Source organism: Paenibacillus sp. FSL L8-0644 (assembly GCF_038008165.1).
GTDB classification, from domain to species: domain Bacteria; phylum Bacillota; class Bacilli; order Paenibacillales; family Paenibacillaceae; genus Paenibacillus; species Paenibacillus polymyxa_D.
Map to the genome: position 1 here is coordinate 3,897,377 of NZ_JBBOYN010000001.1, position 18,103 is coordinate 3,915,479.

Below are 18,103 nucleotides of genomic sequence, written 5' to 3' on the forward strand. Positions count from 1 at the left end.
TTGTTACCCTCATCTATTTGCATGACCGTATTATGAATACTGGATGGTGTCACTAGTAGCCGTAACCTTGCGGATCAGCCACGTAGCGATCAGACAGATGAGCAACAGGGCAAAGGCTGTAGCGCTACCGTATCCAAAATCAAAGCTGCGGAATGCCTGGTGGTACATGTACGAAGCCATCACTTCACTGGCTCCATTCGGCCCACCATCCGTCATGACGTAGATGAGGTCAAAATATTTGAGCGAGCCGACAATGGACAATATGATCGTAACGTTAATCACCTCGCGCAACAGGGGCAATTTGATACGAGTCGCAATCTGCCAGGCACTGGCCCCGTCAATCCGGGCAGCCTCCATCAGCGTTTCGGGAATGTTTTTCAGCCCGGCATAATAGATCAGGATATAAAAGCCTGCATATTGCCAAATAATCGGGATGAACAAAGCAAACAGCACCAAGGACGGATTAGCTAACCATTCAGGCGGGTTGTGAACTCCGACCGACGCCAGTATGGAATTGAACACTCCGTTTGTTGGATGATACATTTTGAGCCACAGCTGTGCGATCGCTACAGATGACAACAGCATGGGAATCAGATAAATTTTCCGCAGCAGATTCGCTCCCTTGATTTTTCCTGACAAAATCATCGCAATGACCAGATAACCGATCAGACTGATGCCTGAAAACAAGGCCAGCAGCAGCGAATGCCAGGCACTTTGCCAGAATGCACTGTCTGTGAGCAAATGTTGATAATTGTCCAGCCCCACAAAAGTCATAGAACCGATTCCATTCCACTGATTCAGGCCGTAATAGCCGGTCAGTACGATGGGTACATATATTACGGCTAATAACAGCAGCAGAGAAGGCAATACATAGAGAGCAATGACAAGCTTATTGGACATGACCTTTTCCACGGTTGGACCTCCTTAGGTGGTCAATTTCAATTTCCTTTCTCGATGGCAGCCTTATGCTGGTCGGCAAATTGTTGCGGTGTCACCGCTTTACCAAACAACGCCTGAATCATATTCAAATGTACCTGTGCTGCATTCGGCTTCATCTGTACATCGGCGAACAACGTAATACTGCTGGCTTGATTCAGTCCGTTCAGCAAATCGACATACAGCTTGGGCAATTTTTCTTTGGAGGTGTCCACTTTCGTCGCCGGAATAACGCCCGCCTGTGTGACCGATTGCTCTCCCCATTTGACTACGAAGTATTCAACGAACGCTTTGGCCTCTTCTTTCACCTTGGAATTCTCAGAAACAAACAAACCTACTCCCGGACCTCCTACCCAACTGTTCTCGTTGCCCTTGCCGCCTGCAACCATCGGGAATTTAAAGAAGCCAATTTGATCTTTAAATGCTTGCGGGATTGCGGGATTGGTCGTAAAATTCGGCAATTCCCAAGTAGCCATCAAATACATAGCTGCCTTGTTGTTCATAAATTCGGATTTTCCCTCATCATTGGACAAGCCGTTAAATCCTTTGTTAAATGCATTCATATCCACAAGCGTCTGAACTTCGGAGGCCGCCTGAATTAAACCAGGGTCATCGAACGATCCTGAGCCGTCAATCGCTTTTTTCAGCGTTTCGTTACCTGCTATACGGTCCGCCAAATACATATACCAGAGCGAGCCGGTCCAGCGGTCCTTATTGCCTAATGCAATCGGTGCTACTCCATGATCCGTAAGTGTTTTCACAACCTGCTTAAATTCGTCAAAAGTCGTAGGTACCTTCAAGTTGTATTTTTGGAATATGGCTTTGTTGTAATAAATAGGTGTAATATTCAATTCAATCGGAAGCGCATACGTTTTGCCATTCAGCGCATAAGCTTCGGTCGTTCCCGGTACGAATTTGTCCTTCAGCTTGGAACCTTGCAGCAGGTCATCCATCGGCGTAAATAATCCACCTTTAACGTAAGGCTCCATAAAGCCTGCTGCCCAGGTGATGCCGATATCCGGCAATTCATTGGAAGCTGACAGCACTTTGAGTTTGTTTTTATATTGTTCATTTTCCAGCACTTCCTGCTGAATGACGACATTCGGATGATCCTTTTGGTATTGATCTATAATCTGAGTCACAAGCTTGCTCTGCTGTGCCGAGCTTCCCTCTGGCCAGAGGTGCATCATTTTGAGTGTAACCTTTCCCCCGTCTCCACTGGAACCGCCTTGACCATCCTTACCAGCACCGCAACCGGATAGCACCAGCATGAATGACAGCAGCAGGGTCAACCCAGCAAGCCATTTTTGATGTGAGCGCTTACGTAAACCATACTCGTTGGACATCGTTAGACCTCCGTTTGTTGTATTTATATTTTTTGTAACCGTTATCATTTGTAAGTTTAGCACTCTATTCCTGCTTTCAACAGGGTACGCTCATTGGGTATAATTCCACTTTTATTGGGTTTGATCTGCCTACTGTCAGTCGATATTCTCCGGCCCTGTACGCATCTGCTGCCTGTAGCGGCTGGGACTTATCCCCTCGGTCGCTTTGAATACTTTAATAAAATATTTATCTGTTCGGTAGCCTGATCGTTCGCCGATTTGGGCAATCGTCAATTGGGTATGCAGCAGTAGCTCCTTGGCCCGTTGCATCCGCAGCCGATGCAGATATTCGCTGAAGGACAAACCACTTTGCTCCTTGAATAAAACACTAAAATAGCTCGCATTCAGGTGTGAATGCGCGGCAGTCTGCGCCATCGTAATGGATTCGTGAAGATGCTCCGCCATATAGGTGAAGGCACGTCGTACCGGATCACTAAGGGTAGCCGCCTGGAGATCAAGCTCTAGCAGAACAGGGTCAGCCAGCTTGTCCAGCTTCTCGTATCGCTGCCGCTCCTCTTCAAGCCGAAGCGCTTCATTGACCGCATTCAGCAGCTCTTGTTTATCAATCGGTTTGAGCAAATAATTGACGGCTCCCAGACGAAGAGCCTGCTGGACATAATCAAACTCCGCATACCCTGAGATGACAATGGTCGCTGGTCGTCGTGAATCCCGTTCCAGAGAGCGGATTAAATCCAGCCCACTGAATTCCGGCAACCGGACATCCGTAATCAACAGATGAACCGTCTCTGCACGCAGTATATTTAGTGCTTCCAAACCATTACCGAATGTCACAATCCGATATTTCCCGGCTGCCCATTGCTCCAGTGTCTGGTGTATCCCCTGACGTGTTCGCTGTTCATCGTCTACAATGACAATGGTTTTGGATGAAACACTCATTGCTACCGCCCTCCATATTCATCAGGAATTTCAAAAGCGACCACCGTTCCTTCCTGCTCAGCACTATGTATCAGCACACCGTCCGTTGGATAAGATGCGCTGTCATAATAGAGAGCGAGCCTGCGCTGCACATTAACCAGTCCCATACCGGTTCCCTTGCTCTCGCAGGCTGCTCCCCCCATCAACGCTGTACGCACAGCTGCAAGTTCTTCCATTGTCATTCCAGGTCCGTTATCTATGACCGCGATCCTGGTCCACCCCGGTCTGGTCGAAGGAGTGACACTGATTTCAACACGGCCGTTGCCGATGCGATTTTCCACACCATGCAAAATAGCATTCTCTAGAATAGGCTGGATCAGCAGTTTAGGAAGCGGAATTCTGGCTGCCTCTGAAGGCATATGAATTTGCCAGCTCAGACGTTCACCCAGACGCATCTCCATCAGTTCCAGATAACGACGGATTTGCGCCATTTCTTCCCCGAGGGTCACCCAAGAGTCATGGTGAGCCGGTTCGATAACATAACGAAACAGCCGCGACATGGACACCATCAGCCCGGCAAGCTCCTCCTCTCCCTTCTCCTGTAGCGACCAGTTGAAAGCATCCAGCGTATTAAAAAGGAAATGCGGATTGATCTGCGCCTGCAGAGCTTTAAGCTCGGTCTGGCTTTGTAAAACCTCCTTTTCGTAAATGACATGGATCAATTCATTGATATCGACAATCATCGTATTGTACTCTGCGTTCAATTCTCGCAGCTCGACCGCTGCTGCCGGTTCTGGATTCAGAGCCAACGCCCCTTCCCGTGAACGACGCATCGCCTGAATCAAGTGACCTATCGGTCTTGTAATCAACGTAGACAACATAAAGGACATAAACAGGAAAAGCACGGCACCAAGAGACGCGGAAATGATAAGTGTAGTCCGTAAAACCGTAATTCCGTCTGTGACGACGCTAACCGGAATCAGGATCAGCAGCGACCAGCCCGTCCGCTCCGACTGCTGAACCGCCTTCACATATTCCCGCTCCCCAATATGAACCGTCTGTGTCTTGCTGTGCAGTACACCTGACAAATCCGTCTGGTTCATTGGTTCACCCGACAGCAGCTGGCCTTGACGATCTACAAGCAGCATGGTTTCATCCGCTTCTTCATTGACTGCTGACGCACCATTCAGTCCAAAATAACTTCGCTCCATACGGGTAATCAGGTACCCTCCGCGTGAGAACCAGCGATCCACCAAGCTGACCTGCCGAATTGCTAGCAGTGACCTGGGGTCCTCGGGATCAATGCCGATCCAGACCAGTCTTCCTTTCATCTGATTCGCTTCCCGGATGTCTGCCTGTCCGATACGTTCCTCCAGACTGCCCTCTCTAATCGGAAACAACATCTTCCCTTCAGCAGTATACAGTTCCAGTGAGCCGACACTCGGCATATATGCCTGATAGCTATGCATCACTTGCAGTAGGGATTGACGCTGTCCAAAATTCACCTTGCCCCCGTTGCGCTCCTCCAGCAAAATATGCTGAACAGACGGGTGATTAGCGACCTGCTCCGTCAAACTGTCCATCTGGCCGATTAATGCATCCAGCCTACCGCTTGCTTGTACCGCAGTTTGACCAATATGTCGCTCGGCACTGTCTTTTAACAGGTGAGACACATTGAGATAAATGAACGCCCCCGCTACACTCATCATAATAAGCATCACCAGTATAAATCCGATAAAAATCTGATTACGTAATGTGTTTAATGGTTGGTACCTTAAACGCATATGCCATCTCCCCCTGAGCCATCGCAGAAAAGTAGATAATGAGAACGCTTTCTATTTTCTATTCTAGCGCATCATTCTCCTTTGTTGGCATATTTTCAGCAGAGATTATATCAAAATGGACAGCAATCTCTGGAATCATTATGTTCGACAATAACACGTAATAACGATACTTATTAAAAAAAATGACTCCCGACACATGCAGGAGCCATCTACTGACCAGTTAAACCGAAGCTTCTTTAAAATCACCCAAACTAAGGTACCGTCCAGGCTCCGAAGCTTGGATATAAAATAGATATCCTATTAGAGGGCAGCCAAAATGCGGTCGCACAGCTCCATCGTTTTCACGTTGTCCCGTCCACTTGAATCAGGCGTACGTCCTTCTTGGCAGCAGTTTATGAAATGTGCGATTTCACCGACAAAACCGCGCAAGTACAAATCACGGTATCCGCCCGACATCGCGGAAGCTGATGGTGTCAGAACCGTATCATTTTCCGCAAGGGATTTCCAAGGAAGCTCTGTATGACTCTCCGACTTGTGAATGATCAGTGTATTCACCTCATCCGCGTTCGCAAAACCGTGGTCAAAGGTTACCGTAATACCTTCACTCTCGCGTGTCCATGCTGTCATACCTGCGAAGTATAGGCTGCCCACTACACCATTTTCAAATTTCAAGGCAATCGTATGGGAAATACACTCACCGTTATCGTTCGCAAATCCGGTAACCTGTACCACTTCCCCGAACAAATAACGTACCAGGTCGACCATATGAACCGCCGCCAGCTTCATGAAGTCTTCGCCAGTTTTACAAAACTGGGTACTGTCCACGAGAAATTTTGCCTGAAATGAGCGTGCGGCTCCAAGCGAGCCACCCTCAATCCATTCTTTTAACTTTATGTATACAGGTGCGTAGCGCTTCATGAAACCGACCATCAGCACAACGCCTGCTGCTTCTGCCGCATCTGCAATTTGGGCCGCTTCCTCGGCATTCCAACCCAGTGGCTTGTCTACAAAGACATGTTTTCCAGCCTTAATGCAGTCTAGTACGAGCGAAGGATGATCTGCCGCTTGTGCTATCACGACAACTCCATCACAGTCTTCCTGCTCCAGCATAGCCTTGTAATTGTCATAAGGTGTGCCACTACTTCCAAACCGCTGAAGTGCTTTCTTCGATCTGCTTAAATCTCTAGTCGCAATCGCCTGAATTTCAGCACCTGCCCCAATAACAGCAGGATATATATTCGTTGAAGCGTGAAAGCCAGCCCCGATAAAACACAGCTTCGCCTTGCTCATGTTAGTCCCTCCCATGTACACACTAAAATAATCCGATCCCATCGTACCCTATTGCCGAAGTATATATACAAAAAAACCTTAACAAAGATAATCCCTTATCCTTGTTAAGGCTCTGTCTGTATCACCTGCAACCATCCTTAAAATACATACAATTACAGGGTTCAGAAATTACCTTGTGGATAATGAAGCCCATTTTTGCTCCAGCCACTGGTCAAATTCAGCGCCCTTGTCGCCTTCATAGATGTCATAAATATCGACTCTCATCTTGTGCAGCTTCTCGCGAAAATCGTTATAGGTATGGTCGGCTGGCAAGCTTTTTTTAATCCGCACCAGAATCTTCGTCAGGCCCTTAACAAGCTCACCCTCTTTGCGCACAGGCGGCTGTACATTCTCGCCCCATTCCTGAAGTCTGCGGTAAGCGGCTTCCTGAACGGCATATACCGTATCATGATTCAAACGATGTGTCAGCAAGTCAATCGTCTGCTGGTTCTTCCATGCACCCAGATCATTTACCGCAGCTAGGCGTGTTTTCCAATCGGAGGTTCGGTTTGCAGCTACTTTAAGCTGCTCATATACTTCTGCAAATTCCTGCTGAGTTTCGTTGTTTTCCAAAATTGTCTCATCCTTTTCTAAAAATCACTATATTACTGTTCATCACGATTGCCGTTTGTTAAATATAACATACTTGCCGGTCTTCTTCTAAAAAAGATAAAAATGAAATGATCGGACGTTACAGGAAATCTGCACGTGCTGGTGTAAATGCATCTAGCAGAATTCCGCCATCCTCCAGTGGGATACAGCCATGAAGAGTATCGGATGGAAAATGGATGCTGTCTCCTTCTTTGACGGTCTGCACTTCCTTTGTTTCGCCATCATCAATCATGAACTTAAAACTTCCCTTCATTACATAAGTGACTTGTTCATGGACATGCTTATGCAACAGGATTTCCCCTGTTTGGGCTTTGGCAAACATCACTTTGACATACATAAGCTGGTCGCTGTGGGCCAGCACTTTCCGGGTGGTATTACTGTCAACGATATCAATTTGAATATCTTGGTCGTTAAAAAACATGGATCATTCCTCCTCTTTTTAAGCACAAATGATTTAGATAAGTTATTTTTTGAAAAATTCATAAATCGATTTAGTTTAAAACCAGCGGAAAATAAGCCAAAGTACTCCAGAAAGGGTGGTAAAGTCGGGATCGGCGAACGTCACCCCTTCGGCACCCAAAAAAGAAAAGAGCGGCAAAGTGAGAGCTGGTAGCAGACAGAGCAAGAATCCATTAAGACAACTGGAAATAACAGCTCCTCTAAAACCACCGCTGGAATTGCCGAATATCGCGGCTGCACCACCAGCGAGGAAGCAGGCCATGATCCCTGGCACAATGACAGGCAATCCGACAAACGGGAAAAGAAAGACGCAGGCAACGCCTGTGAAGAAGCTGACCAAGAAGCCTACCAACGCGGAATTGGGTGATTTATCGAACAGTACCAGAACATCCACACCAGGGATTGCTCCAGGTGCGAACACTTGGGAGAATCCTTTGAAAGCGGGTACAATTTCAGTTGTGAACAGCTTAACACCTGCTTTTGCGATATACAAGCCGGCAGCAAAAATAGCTGACTGTTCGAGGATAAAGACGATATATTCTTTGCCATCCGATAATTTGCTGACATAATCAGAACCAGCAACCAGTCCGGATACCAGCAAAAGCACAAGCATCGTCAAGGTCGTTGCAACATTGGGGTCGCGCAAAAAACTGATGCGGTCATTAATTTTTACATTTTCGGTGTCATTTTCACGGTTGCCGAACACTTTCCCTAAATAGGTGCCCAGAATGTAAGAGGTCATGGAAGCATGAGCAATCGTATAATCATCCGATTTAATAATGTTTTTGCTGGCATTTCGGAGTAGGTAAGGAAACACCGCCATATAGCTCCCAATGATCAATGAACCGACGATGATCGTAGTCAGCGAACTGAGACCTAGACCTTTCATAACGGCTGTAGCGGCAAAGCTCATAAACAAAATCAAGTGAAGAGACAAATAAATGTACTTGAACTTGGTCAGACGTGCAAGCACGATGTTAAGGATCATGGAAAAGAGCAGAATGAGCGCAGCATCCGCCCCGATCTGATCAATGGTCAGTGCCATAATGGCTTCATTGCTGGGTACGACACCTTTAAGGTTGAACGCATAAGAAAAAATTTGGCTGAAGTTAGTGAGAACGCCTCCTAAAATGCCGCCGCCGACCTTGATCATGGTGAAGCCCATGAAAGAAAGGGTAGTTCCCGTAATGATTTCTGATACTTTCTTCCTCTGGAATATAAGGCCGAGTAATGTCACAATCGCGATAATGATGGATGGCTCCCTGATAATGCTCATAAACATTTCCATAGTGATCTCCGACTTTCTTTTATTATTTTCCATTCTTACTAAATCGATTTAGTAATACTCGAAAAAAATTTCCCTTCCGGGAATGTAAAAAGAAGCAGAATCATTCCCTTGTGAATTAAATCACAAATTACTCCATACATTATTCGCTTAAGCTCCATTCCTCCCCTCTCTTCAATCACCATCATCACTAAATTCAGGACAACCATAAATGAAAGGGTATTCATGACTCGAATCATAAGATCATTATAGCTCTTTATTTTCTTTTTACAATAGAATTCATAAAAACGTTTTCAAAAAAAAAGAAAAGGACTTATTCAAACATTCAGTTCAGCTTTAGGACCGATTCTCTGTGGTTGATGACCGGATTCATACGGATGATTTCTGACAGCTCCTCATGATCCTGTTCTTTTTGATCAATTTTCTCCAGCAGTAGCCTGGCACTCCTTTTCCCCATTTCAAAACTCGGCTGGGAAACGGTTGTGATCGGCGGATTATAAAAAGACGCAAAGGATACATCATCTATACCAATCAAGGAAAAGTCATTAGGTATGGTCAGATGATTATTTTTTGCATAAATCAGCACCTGCTCCAAAATCATGTCATTCGTAGCAATAATTGCAGTGGGCGGATTCTCCATGTGAAATAGTTGTCCAATCAGATTGGGCATTTCATCCAACCTGCCGCTTTTGATATAGTTTTCATTCACGGGTATGTCATGTTTACCCAACGTATTTCGATAACCTGACAGTCGCTCACTTCGTGTGGTGATCGCTTTTTTGCCTAAGGGGAACGTGATAATCCCAATGTTGTTATGACCATGCTCAATGAGTGCTTCAACCGCAAGCTCGCTGGCCTTTTCATTATTCAATAGCACCGTATCTACGCTGATTTCATCGATTTTTCGGTCCACAAACACGAAGGGATAGCCATTCTTGGCAAGGGAAACATATAATTTCTTGTTCTCTTCCGTCGGGAAAATGATAAGTCCATCCACTTGCCGAGCAATCATCGACTGGACATACTTTTTCTCTTTTAGCGAATCATCATCGGTATTGCAGACAATGACCTGGACATTTTCCAGTTGGCATTCATCTTCAATGGCACGCACGACTTCTGTTGTAAATCTCGATAAAATGGTTGAAGAAATAACCCCCACAATGAAGGTCTTCTTCTGCTTGAGACTACGTGCCACCTCATTGGGTATATAACTGAGATCCTCAATCGCTTGCTCGATCTTCTTCTTGGTGTTTTCACTCATATAGTTGTATCTCTTTTGCAGAAACTGCGAAACTGTACTCTTCGACACCCCGGCACGTTCTGCAACTTCCTTCATCGTTGTTACCATAGTTACCCTCCTTTCTTTTTCTGCATGTCAGGCATGTTAATTTTCAAATATATATATTCTGCAACCTGTATGTAAAGTGAATTTCACTTTATTATATACCTTCTTTTACAGCAGGAAAATATAATAAAAAAAGAGTTAGAGCGTGCCTCTACCTCATATACAAGCGCGGCCAAAAATACGGGGTGGAAACTCCTTCACGAATCTTTTACAAGAGGAACTTTCCTACTTAGCTTGATAATCCGTTGTTATAAATCTATTGATTTCGAACGAAATCTTAGAAATATACGAATTTTATGAACTTGTTTGATGGAAGATTTGAACATAAAATAAAAATGTAATCGGTTACAAATTCTTTTAAATAAAGGAGGAAGCAGAATTATGAAGAAAAAAGGATTAAAAAAAACATTTTTCGTCATTGCCTCCCTCGTAATGGGCTTCACACTGTATGGCTATACACCCGTTTCTGCAGATGCAGCCAGTGTGAAAGGATATTATCACACCCAAGGAAACAAGATTGTAGACGAATCCGGGAAAGAAGCGGCATTTAACGGCCTGAACTGGTTCGGTCTGGAAACTCCTAATTACACCTTGCATGGACTGTGGAGTCGCTCAATGGACGACATGCTGGATCAGGTGAAGAAAGAAGGCTACAATCTGATTCGTCTGCCTTACAGCAATCAGTTGTTCGATTCCAGTTCCCGTCCAGACAGTATTGATTATCACAAAAACCCTGATCTAGTCGGGTTAACTCCGATTCAAATTATGGACAAGCTGATCGAAAAAGCTGGACAACGCGGTATTCAGATTATCCTTGACCGTCACCGTCCAGGCTCAGGCGGGCAATCCGAGCTGTGGTACACATCCCAGTACCCTGAGTCTCGCTGGATTAGTGACTGGAAAATGTTGGCTGACCGTTATAAAAACAACCCCACCGTCATTGGTGCGGATTTGCACAACGAGCCACACGGTCAAGCAAGCTGGGGTACAGGCAATGCCTCAACAGACTGGCGTCTGGCGGCACAACGTGCAGGGAATGCGATTCTATCCGTGAATCCAAATTGGCTGATTCTCGTAGAAGGTGTAGACCACAATGTACAAGGCAACAATAGCCAATACTGGTGGGGTGGCAACCTGACAGGTGTAGCCAACTATCCTGTCGTTCTGGACGTACCGAACCGTGTCGTATATTCTCCACATGATTACGGCCCTGGTGTGTCTTCGCAGCCATGGTTCAACGACCCGGCCTTCCCGTCCAACCTGCCAGCGATCTGGGATCAAACCTGGGGCTACATCAGCAAACAAAACATAGCACCGGTGCTGGTTGGTGAATTCGGCGGCCGTAATGTTGATTTGTCCTCCCCTGAGGGGAAATGGCAAAATGCGCTTGTTGACTATATTGGTGCCAACAACCTGTACTTTACGTACTGGTCCCTGAATCCGAATAGCGGCGACACAGGCGGTCTGCTGCTGGATGACTGGACTACCTGGAATCGTCCGAAGCAAGATATGCTGGGTCGAATTATGAAGCCTGTTGTTTCCGTAGCCCAGCAAGCGGAAGCAGCAGCCGAATAGGCACAGGCCTTCAACTTCACTTAATTAAAAAAGCCGATTTTCCTCCTTCAGGCCAGATTATGCTGGGCTATGAAGATGTGGAGAAACGGCTTTTTTTGTTCTTCCAGTTTTACACATTGTAAATTCCCCATTGAATGGGCCATTTTGTAAACTAAATCTCTCTTTCAACCGATAAATACATATGTTGGATTTTAATTTAGAAAGGAAGTATTCATGTGATTATTTGGAAGGGTTTTGGTATTTTAAATATTATTATTCCAGGGATTTTATTTGTTATTGTCGGTAGTTTAGTATCCGCTCTAGGGCTTGACTCCATAGATTCCCGGCTGCCAATGGCTTTTGTGTTCATTGTGTCGGGAGTTATTATCTGGTATTTGGGAAAAGCACTCAACTCCGACTCGGACAAAGTGCTAGTTGATATGGAAACGGGACAACGCTATCGAATGGGAACCCAGCACAGTCTGTTTTTTATCCCTATGCATTATTGGGGCCCTGCCGGTCTAGCGATCGGATTTATTTTAATCGTTGCATCGATATTTATTTAACGTTGATTGCAAACATAAGCTATTCCGAACACCGCAATGCGAGCTAGTTGCTCCCATTGCGGTCTTTTTCCTTCTCGCAGGTCGATTATGCTCAGATACCGCTATGGTTTACCTGTAGGCCAATGGGTTTGGGTCAGGGGAACACCTAGCTCATGCTTCGACCTAGCTGCTCCACCTTGCTCAGCCAATCGTTGCGCTGCTGATCCGATAACTTATTCATAAGATCAATGGTCGTAGAACGCACTGGTTTGACACCACATAGATGCAGCGTGGAATCCTTCATCATCCGATGCCCAGGCTGTCCCTGGAAAAATCGGTAGTACCAGTGCGGACCGTCCATCGTTGTAATGAGGCGAGCTGTTCTTCCTTTTAGAAGCTTGTCAGGCAAGGATTTTCCTTTTTGATACTTAAACGCAAACCCCGGCATAATGGTACGGTCAATGAAGCCTTTCATTAATGCAGGCAAGCTGCCCCACCAGATTGGAAAGACAAAAACAAGATGTTCTGCCCATTTAATCGACTCCTGTGCTTGGATCAAATCAGGTTCCAGCGGCAATTTATTACGATATCCACCTAATAGATTTGGGTTAAAATCCAACGCGGATAACTGCAACAAACGAACCTCTGCTCCTGCAGCCTTCGCTCCTTTTACATAGGATTGAGCCAACGCTTCTCCATAACTGCCAGCGACTGGATTCCCTTGAATCACCAATATTTTTTTAGACATATAAGCCACTTCCTATCTTCACATTATGATTTTAGTTAGAAAACACTAACTTTATATTTAAAAAGAAAAGGTCACTACTGACCTTTACTTAATAAAGCTGTTAAACGTTGTTTGACCTCTGTTGCAAATGGAACCAACTGCTGTGGAAGTTCACCTTCCAGGCTGGATACGGACAAGCGTGTAATAGCTCCAATGATGAGCACACCGGATAGCTGAGCATCCTGCTTCGGCAGTTCACCTTGTTGAATCCCCTGTTCGATGAATTCAGTCAACGCCTCCAGCGGCTGACGCACATTCTGGCTCTGGCTTGCTTCAACATACAGCTCATGATGCTGTGATAGTAGAAGCAAACCATACTGGTCCTCATCATGCATATTCAGCACTTCATCCACCAGTTGATGGAAACGACTAACGAAGTTCCCACTCTGCTTGCGATAGAAGTCAATTAAGGTGGTGTAGCTATTGCAATACTGCCCAAATACTTCCAAGGCCATCGCATCTTTACTCTTAAAATGCTTATAAATCGCGGCATCCGTCACACCGGCAGCCTCTCCAATTTCTTTGACTGAAATCCCGTCAATTCCTTTGGTTGCAAATAAGCACATCGCTGCCTGCAGAATATCTTTCTTTTTGCTGTCTATATGTGTTTTCTTGTTCATAAAATTATAGTAAGTGATAACTAACTAAAATGCAAATTATATTTTTATGCAGGCTCATTCTGTCTTCATACTTTCATTTGAAATATATTGTATTAAACCTAAATACCATGTTTTTATAAGTGAATGATCATAAATACAATTAATGATACGTGTATCGCCACATTTTATTCATATAAAATAGATATGTAATCGAATAAAACGGGCGCTCGGGCAGGCGGGACTCATTATGCTTAAGGTGCATGCAGTCACCCAGCAGGGAAAAGACTCAGGCAGTCTTGGCATATGAGCGACGAGCACATTTCCCCGCTGCAAAAAATTGTGCACGCCATCCATAACCAAGGCTCCAAGGCCGGTCTTCAGCTTTGGCATGTCGGACGCAAAGGCTCGTTGCCCCAAAAACAGCTGTATCTGCCTCTGGGTTGCCTCACCGCGAACAGTATCATCCACTGGCTCGCACACTAAATTGAACAATTTCCACAATAATAGGTGTGCCGGAGGAAATTGCCTCCCCTTCGTTAAGGCGAATCGTCAGCGATTCAGGTGTCAGTCTATACAATGTGCTTTCTTGTATCATTCCATTAATGTATAGATTGGCATAACTGTTGCTTCCGACATTAAACCGCTGAAAGGGCTCCTGTACACCATCTACAGAAAATTGATCCGCCATAATCGTGATTGAAGACTCAATTGTAGCAGGTGCAAAATAAAAATATCGCTCGGCTATGGGTATAATTTCAATATTTGAAATGTCAGCTGCCGGACCGGTTGGGCCTGTTATTCCTTGGGCTCCGGTTGGGCCCGCTATGCCCTGTGCTCCAGTAGGGCCGGGTGCACCTGTTGCACCTGAACTACCTTGGACGCCAGCCGGACCTGGCGCTCCCCGTGTTCCTGCTGGACCCTGTATTCCTGGTATTCCTTGGACTCCCGGTGTTCCCGCAGTTCCCGGTATGCCTTGTGCTCCTGCTAAACCTGGAATACCTTGTACCCCTGTTAACCCGGCTTCGCCTTGCTTCCCTGTCAAACCAGGAATACCCTGTGCTCCTGCCGAACCTGGAACACCCGGCTTTCCCGTCTTGCCCATTCTCCGCCTCCGCTTGGTAGGAGTATTTCTACATCTCCGTTGCATGATTAGCTTTGGATGCTTTTTGGTATGGAACCCCGTTTTTGTTCTACCTTTGAGTGAATAACTTGTTTTACACTTTTTACGTTTGTTGATCTTGCAATGTACGGTTCTCTTTCCTTGCCTTCTTAGTGATGAATCGCGTCTCCTCATACCAGTCGTATACACCTCCTTCTCACATGCTTATTTATGTATTGTATGCATATCCCCCTTTAGGGTTTTAGGCATTTGTAGGATGCCGATTCCAAGTATTCGCTTCCATCTGTATTTGTAGCAAAATAGGCCTTCTCCATTCACCCTATTATTAATAGAAAGGTTAATATGCCGTTTCCGAATAGGTTGAGAAATCATTTATTGATTAAGAGCCACCGAATGGCTCATACCAGTAAAGAAAGGAGATGAAAACTATGCCCATCATAAAACCTGTGTACACAGCAGTAGCTACTGCTCCCGTAGCAACTGGTGGTGCCATAAGCACGACTGTAACCCCAGCCGTGACTCGTTTTTTTGCAACAATTACAGCCGGGATGATCGGAGCAACAACAACAACTATTCCTGCTGCAAGCTTCGTAGATGACGCCGACGCTCCAGTAGTTGCTTTACCAACATTAACGGCTACTGATTCTGCTAATTATTATATTAATGGAGTTATTCAGCAGAGCTCCTTATTCACCCTGACCACGGCAAGTCTGGTCATTGCCTCTGTAGATATTACACCAGGTGTCCCCGCTGTCATAGAAATATCTGATTTTAGCGGCACAACCTCCACCATATCAACTCAGCCCACCATCTCTGCCCCTACCGTAACAATTATCACTTAAGACGTTTCATCCTTTTGATTCAAGATGGACTGAACGGTCATTCACACTGTACATTACCCCGTATAAGCTAGAAAAGACCGATTCAGATGTCGATATCTGAATCGGTCTTTTAAGCTCAAGATGAATATACAATCGTTTTCAAATGACTGGGTACTGTATGATTAAGGCAAAATAGCAAAGGAGCGCACTGGAAATCCGGGGGAATCTTGAATGCTCGGAACGATATTATATATGACCGCGCCCGTCGGGGGCAACTTGTCCAAATTTGTCAGCACCTCAACTTGATACCGATCCTGCTCCAATATGTAATATTCCCCTACCAGCTTGCCAGCTTTGCGATAAGCTACAGAAGAATCCGTATCTAGCGTTTCATGTCCAATGGCAGCCACATTCCGTTCTTCTACCAAAAAGCGTAGCGCCTCTAGCGACCAGCCCGGACAGTGTGCATCTCCGGCGTCATCCTTGTTCGAGAAGGCATCTGAATCAGGCCAACGTTTGCTCCAATCACTGCGAAAAGCGACAAAGGACTGATCAGCAATGCGTCCATGCTCTTTCTCAAAGTCCAAAATATCCGCAACCGTAAGTTCATAGTCAGAATTGGCTGCAACGGCTGCTGAACGGTCAATGACAACGAGCGGCAAAACCAGCTCCTTCAATGAAAGCTCATGCAAGTAACGTTTGCCCTTCACAAAATGAACGGGTGCATCAATGTGAGTCCCATACTGACCTGGAAAGCAGTATTGTTTTACAAAAAAGCCATCGTCGTGGGTAAACAGGGTATCCACCTGAACATTATCGAATACTGGAAAATGAGGGATTTCAGGATAAAAAGCGTGGGACAAATCTACCCACTCTTTTTGCTTCAACAACTTCAAGATATCTGCTAAATGCTCTGCCATGATGCCCATTCCTCCTCAGCTTTATTACAAGCCATTTTACCTGAGGATTCTGCAAAAATCTATAAATCGACCTTCCAGAATGTATAGATTGAAATCGTTAACATTTTGAGAAAAAACACAAAAACAATTCCATATATTCATATATACATTTCCTATTCCGTGTGATTGTTAACGTTTTCATTATTACATATACGTCTTGATTGGAAAAAGTAGGGGTCTATTGAATTATATAAAAAATTCGACAAAAATTTTAGTATGTAACTTTTATTATATTAACAAATACTGGAACACGAAGTATGATAGAAAATGTAGAAACCACAGGAGCACCCGGGACTCCCTTCGTTTGTCTACTCTATTCATCCAATATACGGAGGTATTTTATGAAAAAGAGATTTTCACTCGGAATTGCAGCAGCTCTGCTATTCACTACCCTGTCCCCTCTTGGTTCACCTGCTCATGCAGCCAGCGATATTGGTAAAGAAACGCTTGGTAACAAAAACGGTTGGGCAGCCTTTTCTACAGGCACAACAGGCGGAGCTGCAGCCTCTTCTTCTAATATTTTCACCGTAACGAATCGCAAGCAATTAGTCGATGCTTTGGGCAAAAACAGCAATAGTACGCCTAAAATCATTTATGTCAAAGGCACGATCAACGCCAACGTCGATGACAATAACAAGCCGTTGGGATTGAACGATTACAAGGACTCTAAATATGATTTTGACGCCTACCTCAAAGCTTATGACCCATCCACTTGGGGTAAAAAGGCTCCGTCCGGCACATTGGAAAAGGCACGTGAGGCTTCACAAAAAAATCAGGCCAGTCGTGTCGTCATTGAGATTCCTTCTAATACAACGATTGTCGGTCAGGGTAGCAATGCCGTCATTAACGGCGCGAACCTTCAACTAAAAAAAGGGACAGATAATGTCATTATCCGTAATATTGAGTTCCAGGATGCCTACGATTATTTTCCTCAATGGGACCCAACGGACGGCAGCACAGGCAATTGGAATTCGGAATATGACAGCATTACAATTAACGGCGCCACACATGTATGGGTAGACCACAATACCTTCAATGATGGATCTCACCCAGATAGCCAAAACGGCTCCTTTTACGGTCAAGAATACCAGCATCATGATGGGCTTCTCGATGTGATTAACCAGGGCGATCTGGTTACGGTTTCTTACAATCATTTTTACGATCATGATAAATCATCGATTATTGGCAACAGCGACAGTAAAACAGCAGATGAAGGGACTTTACGTGTAACCCTGCATCACAATTATTATGAAAACACGGTACAACGCACACCACGCGTGCGGTATGGACAAGTCCATCTGTACAACAATTACTATACAGGTGATGTAAAACGCTCCGAATATCCTTCACTGTATATATGGGGCGCAGGTAAATCCTCCAAAATCTTCGCCGAAAACAATGTTATTGACGTTGCCGGTTTATCTGCAGCTAAAATCGTGACTGTCTTTGGTGGAACTGCCCTGTCAGATACGGGCACAATCCTGAATGGACAGGCTGTTAATGCAGGCTCCAGTGCGGGTCTTAGCTCCTCTGTAGGCTGGAAACCATCGCTGAACGATAAAATTTCCCCATCCGCCAGTGTGAAGGCAGAAGTCACTTCCCAAGCTGGCTCTGGTAAGCTGTAAACACTGCCCGTTAACACAAATAACCGCAGACGCATACAACCTGCGATTTTACACCAAAAAGGCTGCTTCCTCCGTAGAATGA

Annotated in this window: 18 protein-coding genes; 5 read left to right on the top strand and 13 right to left on the bottom strand. The window is 45.2% G+C overall.

All coding sequences use genetic code 11. The features are described 5' to 3' along the window. Nucleotides 1–30: 30 nt before the first annotated feature. The 9 genes from NSS94_RS17705 to NSS94_RS17745 all read right to left on the bottom strand — a co-directional run bounded on the left by NSS94_RS17705 (nucleotide 31) and on the right by NSS94_RS17745 (nucleotide 10,014). Nucleotides 31–912: a carbohydrate ABC transporter permease gene (locus NSS94_RS17705; protein WP_029515618.1), complete on the bottom strand. Its 882-nt coding sequence runs from the start codon at nucleotides 910–912 to the stop codon at nucleotides 31–33. A gap of 26 nt (nucleotides 913–938) precedes the next feature. After that, nucleotides 939–2,282 (bottom strand): extracellular solute-binding protein, encoded by a 1,344-nt coding sequence (locus NSS94_RS17710; protein WP_341039795.1) that lies wholly within the window; start codon nucleotides 2,280–2,282, stop codon nucleotides 939–941. Nucleotides 2,283–2,417: 135 nt separating this feature from the next. Further along, nucleotides 2,418–3,218, bottom strand: coding sequence for a response regulator transcription factor (locus tag NSS94_RS17715; protein ID WP_029515620.1), 801 nt, complete (start codon nucleotides 3,216–3,218; stop codon nucleotides 2,418–2,420). Between the two features lie 2 nt (nucleotides 3,219–3,220). Then, complete coding sequence (locus NSS94_RS17720; RefSeq protein WP_029515621.1) at nucleotides 3,221–4,981, bottom strand: cache domain-containing sensor histidine kinase; 1,761 nt, start codon at nucleotides 4,979–4,981, stop codon at nucleotides 3,221–3,223. A 300-nt stretch (nucleotides 4,982–5,281) separates the two neighbouring features. Then, the gene (locus NSS94_RS17725; protein WP_341039797.1) at nucleotides 5,282–6,271 is read right to left on the bottom strand and encodes a Gfo/Idh/MocA family protein; all 990 of its coding nucleotides are present in this window, start codon (nucleotides 6,269–6,271) and stop codon (nucleotides 5,282–5,284) included. Between the two features lie 168 nt (nucleotides 6,272–6,439). Further along, on the bottom strand, nucleotides 6,440–6,883 hold the full coding sequence (locus tag NSS94_RS17730) for a HEAT repeat domain-containing protein (RefSeq protein ID WP_029515623.1): 444 nt from the start codon (nucleotides 6,881–6,883) through the stop codon (nucleotides 6,440–6,442). Between the two features lie 118 nt (nucleotides 6,884–7,001). Further along, nucleotides 7,002–7,343, bottom strand: a complete 342-nt coding sequence (locus NSS94_RS17735; RefSeq protein WP_341039798.1) for a cupin domain-containing protein — start codon at nucleotides 7,341–7,343, stop codon at nucleotides 7,002–7,004. Nucleotides 7,344–7,418: 75 nt separating this feature from the next. Beyond that, nucleotides 7,419–8,657, bottom strand: a complete 1,239-nt coding sequence (locus NSS94_RS17740; protein ID WP_318627507.1) for a PTS ascorbate transporter subunit IIC — start codon at nucleotides 8,655–8,657, stop codon at nucleotides 7,419–7,421. A gap of 334 nt (nucleotides 8,658–8,991) precedes the next feature. After that, nucleotides 8,992–10,014, bottom strand: coding sequence for a substrate-binding domain-containing protein (locus NSS94_RS17745; protein ID WP_341039801.1), 1,023 nt, complete (start codon nucleotides 10,012–10,014; stop codon nucleotides 8,992–8,994). Nucleotides 10,015–10,392: 378 nt separating this feature from the next. On the opposite strand from NSS94_RS17745, the gene NSS94_RS17750 reads away from it, so the two are divergent. Both NSS94_RS17750 and NSS94_RS17755 read left to right on the top strand, forming a co-directional pair. Next, nucleotides 10,393–11,586 (top strand): glycoside hydrolase family 5 protein, encoded by a 1,194-nt coding sequence (locus NSS94_RS17750; RefSeq protein WP_165149591.1) that lies wholly within the window; start codon nucleotides 10,393–10,395, stop codon nucleotides 11,584–11,586. Nucleotides 11,587–11,801: 215 nt separating this feature from the next. Beyond that, nucleotides 11,802–12,131, top strand: a complete 330-nt coding sequence (locus tag NSS94_RS17755) for a hypothetical protein (protein WP_029515629.1) — start codon at nucleotides 11,802–11,804, stop codon at nucleotides 12,129–12,131. A gap of 145 nt (nucleotides 12,132–12,276) precedes the next feature. Here NSS94_RS17755 and NSS94_RS17760 read toward each other — a convergent pair whose 3' ends face one another. Next, the gene (locus NSS94_RS17760) at nucleotides 12,277–12,858 is read right to left on the bottom strand and encodes an NAD(P)H-dependent oxidoreductase (RefSeq protein ID WP_029515630.1); all 582 of its coding nucleotides are present in this window, start codon (nucleotides 12,856–12,858) and stop codon (nucleotides 12,277–12,279) included. Nucleotides 12,859–12,932: 74 nt separating this feature from the next. After that, nucleotides 12,933–13,517, bottom strand: coding sequence for a TetR/AcrR family transcriptional regulator (locus tag NSS94_RS17765; protein WP_029515631.1), 585 nt, complete (start codon nucleotides 13,515–13,517; stop codon nucleotides 12,933–12,935). A gap of 282 nt (nucleotides 13,518–13,799) precedes the next feature. Here NSS94_RS17765 and NSS94_RS17770 point away from each other — a divergent pair, with 282 nt between their 5' ends. Continuing rightward, entirely contained in the window at nucleotides 13,800–13,979 is a 180-nt protein-coding gene (locus NSS94_RS17770; RefSeq protein WP_341039803.1) for an oxidoreductase, read from the top strand. Here the strand turns inward: NSS94_RS17770 and NSS94_RS17775 are convergent. After that, a complete protein-coding gene (locus NSS94_RS17775; protein WP_080658569.1) occupies nucleotides 13,957–14,598 on the bottom strand; it encodes a DUF4183 domain-containing protein in 642 nt (213 codons plus the stop codon). The genes NSS94_RS17770 and NSS94_RS17775 overlap by 23 nt on opposite strands. A 446-nt stretch (nucleotides 14,599–15,044) precedes the next feature. Between NSS94_RS17775 and NSS94_RS17780 the strand changes: the two genes are divergently transcribed. Further along, on the top strand, nucleotides 15,045–15,458 hold the full coding sequence (locus NSS94_RS17780) for a DUF4183 domain-containing protein (RefSeq protein ID WP_013311418.1): 414 nt from the start codon (nucleotides 15,045–15,047) through the stop codon (nucleotides 15,456–15,458). 161 nt (nucleotides 15,459–15,619) lie between these two features. Here the strand turns inward: NSS94_RS17780 and NSS94_RS17785 are convergent, their stop codons facing one another. Next, on the bottom strand, nucleotides 15,620–16,357 hold the full coding sequence (locus tag NSS94_RS17785) for a cyclase family protein (RefSeq protein WP_023989797.1): 738 nt from the start codon (nucleotides 16,355–16,357) through the stop codon (nucleotides 15,620–15,622). Nucleotides 16,358–16,737: 380 nt separating this feature from the next. Here NSS94_RS17785 and NSS94_RS17790 point away from each other — a divergent pair, with 380 nt between their 5' ends. Beyond that, nucleotides 16,738–18,021, top strand: coding sequence for a pectate lyase family protein (locus tag NSS94_RS17790; RefSeq protein ID WP_029515634.1), 1,284 nt, complete (start codon nucleotides 16,738–16,740; stop codon nucleotides 18,019–18,021). Nucleotides 18,022–18,103: the final 82 nt, after the last annotated feature.

What these genes read in the sequence shown, in the direction of transcription:
- NSS94_RS17710 (WP_341039795.1), bottom strand. Translation starts at nt 2,282, where the DNA reads ATGTCCAACGAGTATGGTTTACGTAAGCGCTCACATCAAAAATGGCTT.
- NSS94_RS17715 (WP_029515620.1), bottom strand. Translation starts at nt 3,218, where the DNA reads ATGAGTGTTTCATCCAAAACCATTGTCATTGTAGACGATGAACAGCGA.
- NSS94_RS17720 (WP_029515621.1), bottom strand. Translation starts at nt 4,981, where the DNA reads ATGCGTTTAAGGTACCAACCATTAAACACATTACGTAATCAGATTTTT.
- NSS94_RS17725 (WP_341039797.1), bottom strand. Translation starts at nt 6,271, where the DNA reads ATGAGCAAGGCGAAGCTGTGTTTTATCGGGGCTGGCTTTCACGCTTCA.
- NSS94_RS17735 (WP_341039798.1), bottom strand. Translation starts at nt 7,343, where the DNA reads ATGTTTTTTAACGACCAAGATATTCAAATTGATATCGTTGACAGTAAT.
- NSS94_RS17740 (WP_318627507.1), bottom strand. Translation starts at nt 8,657, where the DNA reads ATGAGCATTATCAGGGAGCCATCCATCATTATCGCGATTGTGACATTA.
- NSS94_RS17745 (WP_341039801.1), bottom strand. Translation starts at nt 10,014, where the DNA reads ATGGTAACAACGATGAAGGAAGTTGCAGAACGTGCCGGGGTGTCGAAG.
- NSS94_RS17750 (WP_165149591.1), top strand. Translation starts at nt 10,393, where the DNA reads ATGAAGAAAAAAGGATTAAAAAAAACATTTTTCGTCATTGCCTCCCTC.
- NSS94_RS17760 (WP_029515630.1), bottom strand. Translation starts at nt 12,858, where the DNA reads ATGTCTAAAAAAATATTGGTGATTCAAGGGAATCCAGTCGCTGGCAGT.
- NSS94_RS17765 (WP_029515631.1), bottom strand. Translation starts at nt 13,517, where the DNA reads ATGAACAAGAAAACACATATAGACAGCAAAAAGAAAGATATTCTGCAG.
- NSS94_RS17770 (WP_341039803.1), top strand. Translation starts at nt 13,800, where the DNA reads ATGAGCGACGAGCACATTTCCCCGCTGCAAAAAATTGTGCACGCCATC.
- NSS94_RS17775 (WP_080658569.1), bottom strand. Translation starts at nt 14,598, where the DNA reads ATGGGCAAGACGGGAAAGCCGGGTGTTCCAGGTTCGGCAGGAGCACAG.
- NSS94_RS17780 (WP_013311418.1), top strand. Translation starts at nt 15,045, where the DNA reads ATGCCCATCATAAAACCTGTGTACACAGCAGTAGCTACTGCTCCCGTA.
- NSS94_RS17785 (WP_023989797.1), bottom strand. Translation starts at nt 16,357, where the DNA reads ATGGCAGAGCATTTAGCAGATATCTTGAAGTTGTTGAAGCAAAAAGAG.
- NSS94_RS17790 (WP_029515634.1), top strand. Translation starts at nt 16,738, where the DNA reads ATGAAAAAGAGATTTTCACTCGGAATTGCAGCAGCTCTGCTATTCACT.